Annotated in this window: 12 protein-coding genes; all 12 read left to right on the top strand. The window is 63.7% G+C overall.

The window, feature by feature from the left end; translation table 11 throughout:
* Positions 1 to 57: 57 nt before the first annotated feature.
* The 12 genes from FCU66_RS24710 (at position 58) to FCU66_RS24655 (ending at position 14916) form a co-directional block, all read left to right on the top strand.
* Complete coding sequence (locus FCU66_RS24710; protein ID WP_136620114.1) at positions 58 to 768, top strand: SDR family oxidoreductase; 711 nt, start codon at positions 58 to 60, stop codon at positions 766 to 768.
* Between the two features lie 12 nt (positions 769 to 780).
* The gene (locus FCU66_RS24705) at positions 781 to 1530 is read left to right on the top strand and encodes an SDR family NAD(P)-dependent oxidoreductase (protein ID WP_136620115.1); all 750 of its coding nucleotides are present in this window, start codon (positions 781 to 783) and stop codon (positions 1528 to 1530) included.
* A gap of 64 nt (positions 1531 to 1594) precedes the next feature.
* The gene (locus tag FCU66_RS24700; protein WP_013530401.1) at positions 1595 to 2545 is read left to right on the top strand and encodes a LysR substrate-binding domain-containing protein; all 951 of its coding nucleotides are present in this window, start codon (positions 1595 to 1597) and stop codon (positions 2543 to 2545) included.
* A gap of 86 nt (positions 2546 to 2631) precedes the next feature.
* The gene (locus FCU66_RS24695) at positions 2632 to 3666 is read left to right on the top strand and encodes an amino acid ABC transporter substrate-binding protein (protein WP_136620116.1); all 1035 of its coding nucleotides are present in this window, start codon (positions 2632 to 2634) and stop codon (positions 3664 to 3666) included.
* 80 nt (positions 3667 to 3746) lie between these two features.
* A complete protein-coding gene (locus FCU66_RS24690; RefSeq protein ID WP_136620117.1) occupies positions 3747 to 4910 on the top strand; it encodes an ABC transporter permease subunit in 1164 nt (387 codons plus the stop codon).
* A gap of 3 nt (positions 4911 to 4913) precedes the next feature.
* Complete coding sequence (locus tag FCU66_RS24685; protein ID WP_136620118.1) at positions 4914 to 5993, top strand: amino acid ABC transporter permease; 1080 nt, start codon at positions 4914 to 4916, stop codon at positions 5991 to 5993.
* Positions 5994 to 6005: 12 nt separating this feature from the next.
* Positions 6006 to 6764 carry an amino acid ABC transporter ATP-binding protein gene (locus tag FCU66_RS24680; RefSeq protein WP_136620119.1) on the top strand — a complete coding sequence of 253 codons (759 nt, stop codon included), beginning with the start codon at positions 6006 to 6008 and terminating at the stop codon, positions 6762 to 6764.
* A gap of 50 nt (positions 6765 to 6814) precedes the next feature.
* The gene (locus tag FCU66_RS24675; RefSeq protein WP_136620120.1) at positions 6815 to 8221 is read left to right on the top strand and encodes an FAD-binding oxidoreductase; all 1407 of its coding nucleotides are present in this window, start codon (positions 6815 to 6817) and stop codon (positions 8219 to 8221) included.
* A 116-nt stretch (positions 8222 to 8337) separates the two neighbouring features.
* Positions 8338 to 10008 carry a thiamine pyrophosphate-binding protein gene (locus FCU66_RS24670; protein ID WP_136620121.1) on the top strand — a complete coding sequence of 557 codons (1671 nt, stop codon included), beginning with the start codon at positions 8338 to 8340 and terminating at the stop codon, positions 10006 to 10008.
* Positions 10005 to 12101, top strand: a complete 2097-nt coding sequence (locus FCU66_RS24665) for a hydantoinase/oxoprolinase family protein (RefSeq protein WP_136620122.1) — start codon at positions 10005 to 10007, stop codon at positions 12099 to 12101. The genes FCU66_RS24670 and FCU66_RS24665 overlap by 4 nt, the downstream gene beginning before the upstream one ends.
* Positions 12098 to 13717: a hydantoinase B/oxoprolinase family protein gene (locus tag FCU66_RS24660; RefSeq protein WP_136620123.1), complete on the top strand. Its 1620-nt coding sequence runs from the start codon at positions 12098 to 12100 to the stop codon at positions 13715 to 13717. Before FCU66_RS24665 ends, FCU66_RS24660 begins: the two co-directional genes overlap by 4 nt.
* Positions 13714 to 14916 carry a pyridoxal phosphate-dependent aminotransferase gene (locus FCU66_RS24655; protein ID WP_136620124.1) on the top strand — a complete coding sequence of 401 codons (1203 nt, stop codon included), beginning with the start codon at positions 13714 to 13716 and terminating at the stop codon, positions 14914 to 14916. Before FCU66_RS24660 ends, FCU66_RS24655 begins: the two co-directional genes overlap by 4 nt.

Below are 14916 nucleotides of genomic sequence, written 5' to 3'. Positions count from 1 at the left end.
GTTTCGCGGCATCGGCCCAGGCCGCAGACTGAAGCCAGACAATCAGGAAAGCCCCACGTGACGACAGCCTTCATCACAGGTGCAACGAGCGGCATAGGGCGGGCCATGGCGATCGCACTGAGCGACGCCGGCTATGATGTCTATGCGGTCGGGCGCAGCCAGTCCGCGCTCAAGGAGTTGCAGGCCGAGCGATCCGGCATCGTGCCCATTGCCGTCGACGTCACCGACCGCGAGGCGCTGGAGGCTGTTCTGGCGGATCTGACCATCGACGTGCTGATCAACAATGCCGGGATCATGCCGCCGCTGGGCAACTTTGCCGATATGAAGATCGCCGACATCGACTCCACGCTGGAGGTGAACCTCAGCGCGGCGATCCTGCTCACCCGCCTCGTCGTTCCGCAGATGCGCGAGCGGCAATCTGGCCACATCTTGTTCACCGGCTCCACTGCAGGCCATGCGGCATATTCCAACATTGCCGTCTATTCGGCCACCAAGGCGGCGATCTCAGGCTTTGCCGCCGCGCTGCGCGCCGACCTCTCCCCATCAGGCATACGCGTCACCGAGATCGTCGCCGGCCGTGTCGAGACGCAGCTCTACCAGGACATCCTCGACGCCAAGGCGCGCGCGGCCATGTACGCCAGCAAAGTGGTGCAGCCGGATGACGTGGCCAGAATGGTGGTCGCGGTACTCGGCCTGCCCGCGTGGGCCGACGTTACCCGTTTCGACATCATGCCAACCTGGCCAACCTCGCCGAGCGGCACCAAGTAAGGAAAAACTGGAATGAAGGATCTTTCCGTTCTGATCGTTGGTGGCGGCGCCGGCCTCGGCGCACTTTTGGCCCGGATGGCTGTAGAGGCCGGGGCGACAAAGATCGGCATCATCGACATCAACCAGGACGCTGCCGAAGCCGCTCTCGCACCGGCAAAAGCCAACGGTCTGCCGACCGCGACCGCCCTATGCGATATCCAGATCGGCCCTCAGTGCCACGCCGCCTTCGACGCCATCGTTTCGAAAATCGGGCGTATCGACACGCTGATCAATTGCGCCGCGATCTACCCTCGCCGCCCGCTCCTTGAGATCAGCGACGCCGATTGGGATGCCTCCAATGGCATCAACATCAAGGGCACCTACCACATGATGGTGGCGGCCGTCCGCCACATGCAGTCGCAGGAGCCGAAGAGCCATGTGCGCGGGCGGATCGTGAACCTGACCTCTGTCGACGCCTTCAAGGCGCATCCGCAGAACGCCCACTATGCGGCAACCAAGGCCGCTGTGGTCAGCCTGACGCGCTCCTTTGCCCATGACGTCGCAAAACACGGGATCCTGGTCAATTCGGTAGCCCCCGCTGGCATGGCCACGGAGCGGGCCAAGGCCCTCGGCTTCCTGGAGGAACTGGCCAAGGCGAGTCCGTTGGGTCGTGGTGCCGAGCCTACGGAGATTGCCGAGTGGGTGCTTATGACGGGCGGCCCCAAGAACACCTATATGACTGGTGAAAACGTAATTGTTTCAGGCGGTTACATATACGCCTGACAACAACTGAACTGTGACAGCGCATGGACAACTGAACCTCAAGCGAGAAGGAGCCAAATTTACAATGACCGGCAAGCTCCGCCTTCCCTCGCTGAATGCGCTTCGCGTCTTTCACGCCGTCGCGCAGCACAAGAGCTTTCGGCAGGCGGCGGATGAATTGCTGGTCACGCCGCAGGCCGTCGGACAGCAGATCAAGCTTCTGGAGGATACGCTTCAGGTAACGCTGTTCGAGCGCAAGGGCCGGTCGGTCGAATTGACCGAGTCGGCCATCCTTCTCTCGCACTATGTCAAAGCCGGGTTCGATGAGTTTTCCGAAGGTGTTCGCCGCGTCACCAAGTCGAATTACCGGGACCGCATCAACCTGAATGCAAGCCCTTACTTCGCGACCCACTATCTGCTGCCTCGGCTATCCCTGTTTCGGGAGATATTGCCGGGTGCGGATCTGCGCCTGACGACGATGGTCGACCTGCCCGATTTCGGACGCGACGACATCGATATGACCGTCCAGTGGGGCTACGGCAATTGGCCGGACTACGAGACCATCCTGCTGGTGCCGGATCCGAAGGTCATCTGCTGCACCCCGGCCATCGGCGAAAGCATCAAGTCGGCGCAGGACCTGACGCTGTTCACGTTGCTGGACACCGTCAAATCGAAGCGCCTTTGGCCAGACATTTTACGCCACCTTGCCATCGAGCAGACGGATGGCAACCGAAGCATCAGCTTCGACGATGCCGCAACCATGCGCCGTGCAACCTTGCAAGGCATCGGCGTCGGTCTGGTCTCCGTCATCGACGCCGAGGAAGATTTGAGGTCGGGCGCGCTGGTCGCGCCGGTCGGCCGCGACGCCCTTGCCGATATGCGGCCGGAGGAAGTCCCTGGATTCTACCTGATCGTCCCGCGCGGGCACCTGCGCGTGAAGGCGGTCGCCGCCCTTCATCGATGGCTCGCCCAGCAGGACTGGGGCAGCGATCTGAAGATTTCCTCCGTGCCGAAACCGACCCCGCTTTCCGACTAGGAGCGGCTTTGAGACCGAGCTCCGAAAGAAACCTTTCGGACCTCCAACAACAAGAAACCAAACAACCTCAACAGTGGAGACGGAACATGAAAACGATGAAATGGGGGGCCGCAGCCATGGCCCTTGGACTTGTGCATTTTGCAGCGCCGGCAGAAGCCGCCGGCGGCAAGACGCTGGAAGCCGTCAAGGCGCGCGGCGTGCTCAACTGCACCGGCCATGACGGATCCTATCTCGGCTTCGCCGAAGTCGACGACAAGGGCAACTGGAAAGGCATGGACATCGATCTCTGCCGGGCGGTGGCCACGGCCGTGCTCGGCGACCCGGCAAAGCTGAAGGTCGTTCCGATCAGCTGGGCGCAGCGCTGGCCGGCCCTGCAGTCGGGCGATGTCGACATCATCATCAAGGCGTCTGGCGGCACGCTCAGCCGAGACACCGAGCTCGGGCTGCAATTCTCCATGTCCTACTACCTCGGAACCACCAAGGTGATGGCGCACAAGGAGCTCAACCTCAAGTCGCTCAAGGATGCCGCCGGCGGCACGATCTGCATTCCCGCGGGCACGTCGCAGGAACAGCAGGTCGCGGCCTATTCGGCCAAGCTTGGCATCAAGCTCGAACCCGTGCTCATCGAAAAGACGGAGGAGCTCGAGCAGGCCTATTTCTCGGGACGCTGCGATCTCTATGCGCAGTGGGGCCCGACGCTGGCCATTGCGCGCATCGCCAAGAGCAAGGTCGACGACCATGTCATCCTGCCCGACGTGCTCGCCGTCGAGCCTGAAGTCATGATCATGCGGCAAGGCGACGACAATTGGGTCGACATTGCCAACTGGACGCTGAGCACCCTGATCTTCGCCGAGCAGGAAGGCATCACCTCCAAGAACGTCGATGAGATCAAGGCCAAGCCGACCTCGCCGCAAGTCGCCAAGTTCCTCGGCGTCACGCCAGGCATGGGCAAGGGTCTCGGTCTCGATGACGACTGGGCCTACAAGGTGATCAAGAACGTCGGCAATTACGGCGAAATCTTCGAGCGCGATCTCGGCAAGGACTCGCCCTACAAGATGGACCGCGAGCTGACCAATCTTTGGAACAATGGCGGTGTCCTGTTCCCGCTGGTGATCGACTGATCCGTTCTTAATTCACCCGCTTTAGGCCCCGCCCGGCACTTGCCCGGCGGGGCCGGCGACAATTCGGCAAGGATCTTTGGATGGTCAGCCTGCTGAGAAATCAAAAGGTCCGCAACGCGCTGTTGCAGGTCCTCTATGTCGGCTCGATCGCCGCGATGGTGCTTGCCGGCATCGTGATCGCGCGCCGCAACCTGGCCGACCAGGGGATCACCTCCGGATTCGACTTTCTGTTCAAGTCGACGGGTTGGGATGTGAATTTCTCGCTGCTGCCCGCCACGGCCAACGATCCCTATTGGTGGTACTTCCTCATCGGCATTATCAACACGCTGTTCCTTGGGAGCGTCGGCCTGATATTGGCGACGATCGTGGGAACAATCGTCGGTCTGGCGCGGACGTCTTCGAACGATCTGGCGCGGCTGCTCGGGCGCACCTATGTGGACATCTTCCGAAACATCCCGCTGATCCTCCAGGTGTTCTTCTGGTACGCGATCATCACGCACCTGCCGACGCCGCGCAGCGCGCACGAAGCCTGGGGCTTCCTGCTGACCAGCCGGGGGCTCTACATTCCATTCCCGAACGTCGGCAGTGCCGCGTTTGCCGCAGCCACACTGGCCGTCATCGCGGCCATCGTGCTGCCGGCCTGGCTGGGCAGGACGTCGCGCCTTGCCCAGCCAATCGGCCAGCGGCGCACCATCCAGTTCGCGGCCGCAGCGGCTGCGCTGGCTTGCGCGGCCATCATTCTGGCCATCGGACGTATGCCGGATACGCCGCTGCTGGACTTCCCCGCTTTGCAAGGCCTCAATCTGAGAGGCGGCCTGCGCATTCCACCCGAGTTCGCCACGCTCGCCATCGCCATCGCGATCTATGGCGGCTCCTACATCGCGGAGATCGTACGCGGAGGCTTCAAGGCCGTCGGCACCGGCCAGGTCGAGGCAGCCCTTTCCCTGGGCCTCAGTCCCTGGCGGGTCTTCACGCTGGTGCGGCTGCCGCTGGCGCTGCGCGCCATGCTGCCTATCCTCGCCAACCAGTATGTCTGGCTGATGAAGGCGACGACGATGGGCATCGCCGTGGGCTTCACGGACTTCTTCATGATTGTGGCGCTGACGATCAACCATTCCGGGCAGACCCTCGAAGCGATCGGCATCCTGATGGCAGGCTTCCTCGCCATCAATCTCAGCCTTGCCGCCGTCTTCAACCGCATCAACAAGGCAATTGCCCTCAAGGGCAATCAACTGAGGGGCTGACAGATGGAGATGGTCGTTGTCGCTCCACCCGCTCCCGGCAGGCTCGAGGATCTGAGGCGACGCTTCTTCGCGACGCCGCTCCAGGCGGTGTTGTCGCTGGCCTGCCTGGCGATCATGGTCTTCCTGGTCTGGAAGCTCCTGAATTGGGCCGTTTTCTCGGCTGTCTTCACGACCAGCGGCGGGCCGGAAGCCTGCCAGGCGGCAGCGGGCGCCTGCTGGTCGGTCATCGCGGCAAGATGGCGGATCATCTTCTTCGGCCTCTACCCTTATGAAGAACAATGGCGCTCGGCGCTGGCCTGCGTCGCCGTGGTGGTGATGACGGTGCTGAGCTGTATCCCGGCATTCTGGACCGGCCGCCGCATCGCGCTGGTATGGGGAGCCGGAACGAGCCTTTTCTACGTGTTGATGAAAGGCGGCGTGCTTGGCCTTGCCCATGTCGGCGAGGAAGCCTGGGGCGGGCTGGCATTGACCCTGTTCATCTTCGTGACCACCTGCCTGATCGGCTTTCCGCTGGCAATCTGCCTGGCCTTGCTGCGCCGGTCGGAACTGCCCTGGATTTCCCGGACCACCGGCCTGATCATCGATGGGGTCCGTTCGCTTCCCCTGATATCGATCCTCTTCACCTTTGCCGTGGTTCTGCCGTTCGCGCTGCCGCAATGGCTGCAGGGCGACAAGCTGTACCGGGTGATCCTGGGCTCCGCTTTGTTCTTCTCCGCCTATCAGGCGGAGATCGTGAGAGGCGGCATGCAGGGCGTCGCGACAGGACAGGAGGAGGCTGCCATGGCGCTTGGCATGCGCTATTGGCAACGCGTCAGTCGAATCCTCCTGCCTCAGGCCATGCGCAACGCGATGCCGGCCACGATCAACCAGTTCGTCATCTCGTTCAAGGAAACCTCGCTGGTGGTCATCGTCGGCTTCTTCGAGATCCTGGCTTCCGGCAATGCCGCCTACGGCACCGGCGAATGGCGCTTCGCCTATGTCGAAGTCTATGCCTTCATCGCCTTCATCTACTTCATCTTCGTCTTCAGCCTGTCCCGCTATGGCGCCTTTCTCGAGCGCCGCATGTCGGTCAGCGAACGGTAAGGAGGCGTGCAGGTGATCTCAACCAATTCGACCGGTGAGCCGGCGCTCCGCATCGAAAACCTCGACAAATATTACGGCACGTTCCACGCGCTGCGCGGGATAAACCTTTCCGTGAAGCGGGGCGAAAAAATCGTCGTCTGCGGACCCTCCGGCTCCGGCAAGTCGACCATGATCCGCTGCATCAACCGCCTCGAACAGCACAATGGCGGCCGCATCGAGGTGCTCGGCACCGAGCTTAACGACGACGTCGGCAACATCGACGAGATCAGGCGCGAAGTCGGGATGGTGTTCCAGCACTTCAACCTGTTCCCGCACATGACGGTGCTGGAGAACTGCATGATCTCCCCGATGATCGTGCGCAAGCAGCCGCGGGCGCAAGCCGAGGCAACCGCCAGACTCTATCTGGAAAAGGTGCGCATTCCCGAGCAGGCCATGAAATATCCCAGCCAATTGTCCGGCGGTCAGCAGCAGCGGGTCGCGATTGCGCGCGCTCTTTGCATGCAGCCGCAGATCATGCTGTTCGACGAGCCGACCTCGGCGCTCGATCCGGAAATGGTCTCCGAAGTGCTCGACGTGATGGTTACGCTCGCTTCGGAGGGCATGACGATGATCTGTGTGACCCATGAGATGGGCTTTGCGCGCCGGGTCGCCGATCGGATGATTTTCATGGATGGCGGCGATATCGTCGAAGAAGCGTCTCCGGACGAGTTCTTCACCTCGTCCCGCAACGAGCGCACTCGACAGTTCCTGTCGCAGGTGCTGGGTCATTGATTGGAAGCAACGAGCCGAATGAGTCACGCCGCACGCCCTCAGGCATCTCCATGATTGATCCCGCCACCGCGTTGCACGAGATTCTCGGGCCGAAAGGCTGGCTTTCGGGCATTGACGCCGAGCCCTACCAGCGCGATTGGCTCAATCGCTATGGCGTCGCACCTCTGGGCGTTGCCAGGCCCTCGGATACGTCGCAGGTTGCCGGTGTCGTCAAGCTGTGCCGAGAGGCCGGACTGGCAGTGGTGCCGCAAGGCGGAAACACCGGGCTTTGCGGCGCCGCCGTCGCCCAGCAGTCGAATGCGGTGATCGTCTCGCTTTCCCGCATGACGGCGATCGGCAAACCGGATCTGGACAGCGGATCGATCGTCGTCGAGGCCGGCGTCGTGCTGGCCGCGCTGCACGAGGCGCTGGAACCGGATGGCCTGATGTTTCCAATGCATCTCGGCGCGGAAGGCAGCGCCAGGATCGGCGGCCTGATCGGCACCAATGCCGGCGGCAGCCAGGCTTTCCGTCACGGCATGATGCAGGATCTCGTTCTGGGTCTCGAAGTCGTGACGCCTGACGGCAGGGTCTGGGACGGACTGCGCGCGGTGCAGAAGGACAATGCCGGCTATCAGTTGCGCAAGCTGTTCTGCGGCGCGGAAGGTACGCTCGGGATCGTGACGCGCGCGATCCTGCGGCTGTATCCCAAGCCGCGGCAGCAGGCGAGCGCCCTGCTGGTCCTGCCCAATTTTGCAGCCGCCGTTTCGTTCGGCGCCTTCCTGCGCGGCGAGGCCGGGGAATTCCTGACTGGCCTCGAGTTCTTCTCCGATTTCGGCCTGCAACTGGCGCTCAAGCACTTGCCCGACCTTGCCTACCAACTTGAGACACGGGGCGACGTTTATCTGCTGGTCGAACTGGCATCGGGATCGCTACGTGTTCCCTTGGACGAGATCCTGGCTTCGGCGCTGGAATTGGGCATGGAACAGGGCCTGGTCTGCGACGGCGCGCTGGCGGCGACAGGTGCGCATCGGGCACAATTCTGGCGGCTGCGCGAGGAGCAACCCGAGGGACAGAGGCTGGAAGGCGAGCAGCTCAAGCACGACATTTCGGTGCCTCCAGGTGCAATCGCCCGTTTCGTCGAGGCAGGCGCGAAGATCTGCGGCGGCACTCTTCCCGGCGTGCGGATAAACCCGTTCGGGCACCTTGGCGACGGAAACATCCATTACAATTTGTCTCCACCGGAAGGTCGTGCCGATTTCGACGGCAAGGCCGAGCTGTTCGCCGAGGCGCTGTCATCTCTTGCCACGCAGATGGGCGGCAGCTTTGCAGCCGAGCATGGGCTTGGCCGGGCAAAGGTCGTCATGGCCGACCGCAATCGCGGCCTGGTGGAGCGAGAGCTCATGACGCGGCTCAAGGGTGCGTTCGATCCGCTGGGCACGATGAACCCGGACGTCCTGGTGCGCGTCTCTCAGTAAAGAAAAACTTTCGAATAGACGGCATTTCTTGGTTTCGTCTAGATCCGCCAGCGTGCACGTATGAATCCGAAAGGCAGGCTCGGTCCGCTTGCCGTCTGAATGAAGGATGTCGAAGCATGATCCGCAATGGCGGTCGCCTTCTTGTCGAATGCCTGCTGGCGCTCGGCGCGACCAAGAGTTTCGGTGTGCCGGGCGAAAGCTACCTGGCCGTGCTGGACGCGCTGCACGACACGCATGGAAAGCTGGACTACGTGCTGTGCCGCAACGAGGGCGGTGCGGCATTCATGGCCTCGGCCTATGGCAAGCTGACGGGCTCGCCAGGCCTTTGCTTCGTGACCCGTGGCCCAGGCGCAACCAATGCGTCCATCGGCGTGCACACGGCGATGCAGGACAGTTCGCCGATGATCGTCTTCGTCGGCCAGGTCGGCACCGACATGCGCGGCCGCGAAGCGTTCCAGGAAATCGACTACCGCGCCGTGTTCGGCACAATGGCGAAATGGGCCGTGGAAATCGACGATGTCGAACGCCTGCCGGAAATCATTGCCCGGGCCTGGACCACGGCGCTCACCGGCCGGCCCGGCCCGGTGGTGATCGCCCTCCCCGAGGACATGCTGACGACGCTGACCGACGTCGCGCCACTCAGCGGACCTGCCAGGGTGTTCGAGGCCGCGGCCGATGCCGATGCGCTGGCCGAGGCCCGGTCCATGCTGGCCGCCGCCCGCAGGCCGGTCGTCCTGATCGGCGGCGCCAACTGGTCCGCTGACGGGCGCGCCGCGCTCCAGGCTTTCGCCGAAATCTCCGACATTCCGGTGGTCGCGGCGTTCCGCTTCCAGGATCAGTTCGACAATGGCTCGCCGGTCTTCGTCGGCGAGGCGGGTGTCGGCATGGTCCCGCATGTCAAGACGCTGATCCGCGACGCCGATGTGATCCTGGCGATCAATGTGCGCTTTGGCGAGATGACCACGGATGGCTACACGCTTTTGTCCGTGCCCGAGCCTAAGCAGAAGCTGATCCATGTGCACGGTTCGGATCGCGAGATCGGCAAGATCTACGTACCCTCGCTTGGCATCCATGCCGGGCCGAACGCCTTCGCCAAGGCGCTCTCACCGGTCAAGGGCGACTGGGCAGCGTGGCGGTCGCAGGCACGCCAAAGCTATGAGGGCACGTTTACCGCGCCGGCCCAGCCGGGCCCGGTCGACATGGTCGAGGTCAGCCGCTGGCTGCGCGAGACGCTGCCCGAAGACGTCATCCTGACCAACGGCGCCGGCAATTTCACCGTGTGGCCAAACAAGTTCTTCAAATTCGGGCCGAAGGCACGGCTGCTTGCACCGCAATCCGGCGCCATGGGCTACGGCCTGCCGGCGGCCATCGCGGCCAAGGTGGCCTTTCCCTCACGCACGGTGGTCTGCTTTGCCGGCGACGGCGATTTCCAGATGAACTGCCAGGAGCTGGGGACGGCGATGCAGGCAGGCGCGCAGCCGATCGTCCTCATCCTGAACAATGGCATCTACGGCACTATCCGCGCGCATCAGGAGCGGCATTATCCGGCGCGCGTGTCGGGAACGAACATCGAGAACCCGGATTTCGTCGGCATCGCCCGCGCCTATGGCTTCCATGCCGAGCGGGTCGGCGCGACCGAGGATTTCGCCGGTGCTTTCGGCAGGGCGCTGACGTCCGCGACCGGCGCGGTCCTGGAGCTGGATATTTCGCCTGAGGCCCTCACGCCGCGTCAGACCCTTTCCCAAATGCGCGACGCAGCGCTCGCTTCGCAGAAGGCCAACGCATGACCAGCACGGCAAATGACATCCGTCTCGGCGCGGATATCGGCGGCACGTTCACCGATATCGTGGTCGATGTGCGCGGCACGATCTTTTCGACCAAGATCCTGACCAACTATGCGGCGCCCGAACAGGCCATCCTCGACGGCATCGAGATCGTCGTGCGCGACGCCGGCATCACGCTGGCCGACCTCGACATCGTCATCCACGGCACCACGCTGGCGACCAACGCGCTCATCGAGCGGCGCGGCGCCAAGACGGCGCTGGTCACCACCGAAGGGTTTCGCGATGTCATCGAGATGCGCACGGAAAACCGGTTCGAACAGTATGATTTGAACCTGAAACTGCCGCCGCCGCTGATCCCGCGCGAGCATCGCTATACTGTGAAGGGGCGCATCGGCGCGGACGGGCAGGAATTGCAGCCGCTGGACGAAGCAGCGCTCGACGAGATCGCCGACAGCATCGCCGCCGGCGGCTTCGGCGCCGTAGCCATCGGCTTTATCCATTCCTACATGGACCCGGTGCATGAACGGCGGGCGCGCGAGATCCTCGCTGCGAAGCTGGACATACCGATTTCCATCAGCGCCGAGGTCTCGCCGCAGATGCGCGAGTTCGAACGCTTCAACACGGTTTGCGCCAATGCCTATGTGCGGCCGCAGATGGCCGACTATCTGGTGCGCCTCCAGGTGCGGCTGAAGGAGATGGGGGCGAACTGCCCGGTGTTCATGATCCACTCGGGCGGCGGCCTGATCTCGGTGGAAACAGCGTCCGAATTTCCGGTGCGCCTGGTCGAGTCCGGCCCGGCCGGCGGCGCGATCTTCGCGGCCGACGTGGCGCGGCGCTTCGATCTCGACTCCGTCGTCTCCTACGACATGGGCGGAACGACCGCGAAGATCTGCCTGATCGAGGATTATTCGCCGCGCACCGCGCGGACCTTCGAGGTTGCCCGCACCTATCGCTTCTGCAAGGGCTCCGGCATGCCGATCTCGATCCCGGTGATCGAAATGATCGAAATCGGCGCCGGCGGCGGCTCAATCGCCTGGGTCGACGCCATGGGGCGCATCCAGACCGGCCCGGAAAGTGCCGGGTCCGAACCCGGTCCCGCCTGTTACGGACGCGGCGGCAGTCGCCCGGCCATCACCGATGCCGACCTGGTGCTGGGCAAGCTCGATCCCGACAATTTCGCCGGCGGCGCCATCAGGCTGGACACCGAGGCATCCGAGCAGGCGATCACCCGCGATGTCGGCACCCGGCTTTCGCTCAATTCCGTTTCCGCCGCCTTCGGCATCTGCGAGGTCGTCGACGAGAACATGGCCAATGCCGCCCGCGTCCATGCGGTGGAAAACGGCAAGAACATCTCCGACAATGTCATGATCGCCTTTGGCGGCGCCGCGCCCCTGCATGCGGCGCGGCTGTGCGAAAAGCTTGGCGTCGAACAGTGCCTTGTTCCGCAAGGCGCCGGCGTCGGCTCGGCCATCGGCTTCCTCAAGGCGCCGTTCGGCTATGAGGCGCTGGCTTCCAAGCTGATGCGTCTGTCGCGCTTCGACGCATGCGAGGTGAATACGCTGCTCGACGGGCTGAAGGCGACCGCCGAGAGCTTCGTGCGGGCCGGCACAAACAGTGCCATCACCCGCGAGATCACCGCCTTCATGCGCTATGCGGGCCAGGGTTGGGAAATCCCGGTGCCGCTGCCCGACAGGGCGTTCAAGCCCGGCGATGAGATCGGCGTCAAGGACGCCTTCCGGGACAATTACGCGCGCTTCTTCGGCCGTGCCATCGATGGCCTCGACGGGTTGGAAATCGAGATCGTCACCTGGTCGGTCAAGGCGCAGGACGTGCGGCCGGCCCCCGCCAGGCACGAGATCACCATGGGGACCAGAACTGTCGCCGCTTCGCAGACGCGCGGCGTTTTCGATCCGGCGACCGGAACGGTTCAGGTTTCAGCCATCATCGAACGCGCTGGCCTCTCGCCGGGGGACCGCATCAGCGGCCCGGCGGTGATCGTCGAGCGCGAGACGTCGACGGTCGTCACCACCCTCTTCGATGCCGTGCTACAGAGCGACGGTTCGATCCTCCTGATCCGCAAAGGGGTCCAGGCATGAGCGATATCTTGGAAATCCGCATGCAGGTGATGTGGAATCGCCTGATCTCGGTGGTCGAGGAGCAGGCGCTGACCCTGTTGCGCACGGCCTTCTCCACATCGGTGCGTGAATCGGGCGACCTGTCGGCCGGCGTGTTCAATCCGCGCGGCGAGATGCTGGCGCAGGCCGTGACCGGCACGCCCGGGCATGTGAACACCATGGCCGAGGCCGTGCTGCAGTTCATGAACGAGATCCCGCGCGAGGAGATGTACGAGGGTGACACCTATGTCACCAACGATCCCTGGAAAGGCACGGGCCATCTGCACGACATCACCATGGTCTCGCCTTCGTTCCTCAACGGCGAACTGGTGGCGTTTTTTGCCTGCACCGCGCATGTGGTCGACGTCGGCGGCCGCGGCTTCGGCGCCGACGGCAAGTCGGTCTACGAAGAAGGCATCCAGATCCCGATCATGAAGTTCGCCGAACGCGGCAAGGTGAACCTCGATCTGGTGAAGATCCTGCGCGCCAATGTGCGCGAGCCGAACCAGGTTGTCGGCGACTTCTATTCGCTGGCCGCCTGCAACGAGGTCGGCCACCGCCGCCTGGTCGACATGATGCAGGAGATCGGTCTGGCATCGCTGGACAGGCTGGGAGAGTTCATCTTCACGCGCACCCACGACGCGACGCTGGAGCGCATCAAGGCACTGCCGAAAGGCACCTGGTCGAACGAACTGGTGACCGACGGCTACGACACGCCGGTCAAGCTGGTGGCCGCCGTCTCGATCGGCGACGACCATCTGAACGTCGACTTCTCCGGCACCGATCCGACAAGCCGATGGGGCATCAACGTTCCGATCATCTACAGCAAGGCCTATGCCTGCTACGCCCTGAAATGCGTGGTGGCGCCGGAGATCCCGAACAATGCGGCCTCGCTCGCTCTGTTCACCATATCGTCGCCGACCAACATCCTGAACGCCGCGCGGCCGGCGCCGGTGTCGCTCCGGCACGTCATCGGCCACATGGTGCCCGATTTGGTGCTGGGCGCGCTGGCCAAGGCGCTGCCGGGCCAGATCCTGGCCGAAGGGGCGGCGGCACTGTGGAACATCCACATTTCGGTCAGGCCGGTCGCCGGCGGCGATGGGCGCCGCGCCGAGGTGCTGATGTTCAATTCCGGCGGCATGGGCGCGCGCCCGACGCTGGACGGGCTTTCCGCCACCGCCTTTCCGTCCGGTGTCCATACGATGCCGATCGAAGCGACCGAGCACACCGGGCCGATCGTCATCTGGCGCAAGGAACTGCGTCCCGATTCCGGCGGCGACGGGGAATTTCGCGGCGGCCTCGGCCAGATCCTCGAAATCGCGGCCACCGAGGGCCACGAGTTCGATTTCTCCGCCATGTTCGACCGGGTCAGGCATCCAGCCAAAGGCCGCGATGGCGGCAAGGACGGGATTGCCGGCATCGTCAGGCTCGACGATGGCACGCTGATGCGCCCCAAGGGCTGGCAGCACGTTCCCGAAGGGCGTCGTCTGGTTCTGGAACTTCCCGGCGGTGGCGGCTATGGCGATCCCTCCAGGCGCAGTACGGAGGCGCGGGCACAGGACGTGTCCAGGGGCTATATTTCGGAGAAAAGCCGATGAGCTACATTTCCTCGCGCCTGTCCGTGGTCAAGCCGTCGGCTTCGATGGCGGCCTCCCAGGCCGCCAAGGCGCTAAGGGCCAAAGGCGTCGACGTCATCGACCTTGGGCTCGGCGAACCGGATTTTCCGACGCCTGCCCACATCACCGAAGCGGCCTATGCGGCCGCCAAGGCCGGCCAGACCCTCTACACCGCCGCGGCCGGCTCACCGGAAGTGCGCGAGGCGGTGGCCGGGAAATTCCGACGCGAAAACGGACTGGACTACACAGCCGACGACATCGTCGTGGCCAACGGCGCCAAGCAGATCATTTTCAACGCGCTGATGGCGACGCTGGAACCCGGCGACGAGGCCATCCTGCCCGCACCCTATTTCGTGTCCTATCCCGAGATGGTGAAGCTGCTCGGCGGCACGCCCGTCACGGTCGAATGCCCGGAAAGCGGCGGCTTCAGGCTGACGCCCGAGCTGCTCGAAAAGGCGATCACGCCGAGAACCAAATGGCTGTTCCTGAACATGCCCGGCAATCCGTCCGGCGCGGTCTACTCGGCCGACGACCTCAAGGCGCTGGGCGCTATCCTTGCCAGGCATCCACAGGTGCTCATCCTGTCCGACGAGATCTATGAGCACATCATCTTCGATGGTCGCGAATTCGTCTCCTTCGGCAAGGCCTGCCCGGACCTTCGGGACCGAAGCCTCATCGTCAACGGCGTCGCCAAGGCCTATGCGATGACCGGCTGGCGTGTCGGCTACGCGGCTGGCCCGGCGCCACTCGTCAAGGCGATGTCGACCATCCAGAGCCAGTCGGTCACCTCGGTGTGCTCGATTGCCCAGGCGGCGACGGTCGCCGCGCTGAACGGCCCACAGGACGAGGTGGCTCGTTTCCGCAATGCATTCGAGGCGCGCAGGAATTTGGTGGTCGATGGCATAAGACGCATCAACGGCCTGACGCTTCCGCCGCCGGAAGGCGCCTTCTATGCCTATATCGGCTGCGCCAGCCTGATCGGCCGCAAGACATCCAAAGGCGTCGTGCTGGAGGACGATACGGCGGTGGCGGCCTATCTCCTGAACGAAGGCCGCGTGGCATCGGTGCCCGGTGCTGCTTACGGACTTTCACCCTATTTCCGCATCTCCACCGCCACCAGCGAGGAGGTGCTCGCCGAAGCGATCGCGCGGATCAATGCCGCCGTCGCGCAAGTGGAGTAG

This window comes from Mesorhizobium norvegicum (assembly GCF_004919685.1).
GTDB classification, from domain to species: Bacteria; Pseudomonadota; Alphaproteobacteria; order Rhizobiales; family Rhizobiaceae; genus Mesorhizobium; species Mesorhizobium norvegicum.
This window is presented reverse-complemented; position numbering and strand designations above follow the sequence as displayed.

Coding starts and splice junctions, on each gene's coding strand:
- FCU66_RS24665 (WP_136620122.1), top strand. CDS start 10,005: ATGACCAGCACGGCAAATGACATCCGTCTCGGCGCGGATATCGGCGGC.
- FCU66_RS24660 (WP_136620123.1), top strand. CDS start 12,098: ATGAGCGATATCTTGGAAATCCGCATGCAGGTGATGTGGAATCGCCTG.
- FCU66_RS24675 (WP_136620120.1), top strand. CDS start 6,815: ATGATTGATCCCGCCACCGCGTTGCACGAGATTCTCGGGCCGAAAGGC.
- FCU66_RS24685 (WP_136620118.1), top strand. CDS start 4,914: ATGGAGATGGTCGTTGTCGCTCCACCCGCTCCCGGCAGGCTCGAGGAT.
- FCU66_RS24670 (WP_136620121.1), top strand. CDS start 8,338: ATGATCCGCAATGGCGGTCGCCTTCTTGTCGAATGCCTGCTGGCGCTC.
- FCU66_RS24690 (WP_136620117.1), top strand. CDS start 3,747: ATGGTCAGCCTGCTGAGAAATCAAAAGGTCCGCAACGCGCTGTTGCAG.
- FCU66_RS24695 (WP_136620116.1), top strand. CDS start 2,632: ATGAAAACGATGAAATGGGGGGCCGCAGCCATGGCCCTTGGACTTGTG.
- FCU66_RS24705 (WP_136620115.1), top strand. CDS start 781: ATGAAGGATCTTTCCGTTCTGATCGTTGGTGGCGGCGCCGGCCTCGGC.
- FCU66_RS24700 (WP_013530401.1), top strand. CDS start 1,595: ATGACCGGCAAGCTCCGCCTTCCCTCGCTGAATGCGCTTCGCGTCTTT.
- FCU66_RS24655 (WP_136620124.1), top strand. CDS start 13,714: ATGAGCTACATTTCCTCGCGCCTGTCCGTGGTCAAGCCGTCGGCTTCG.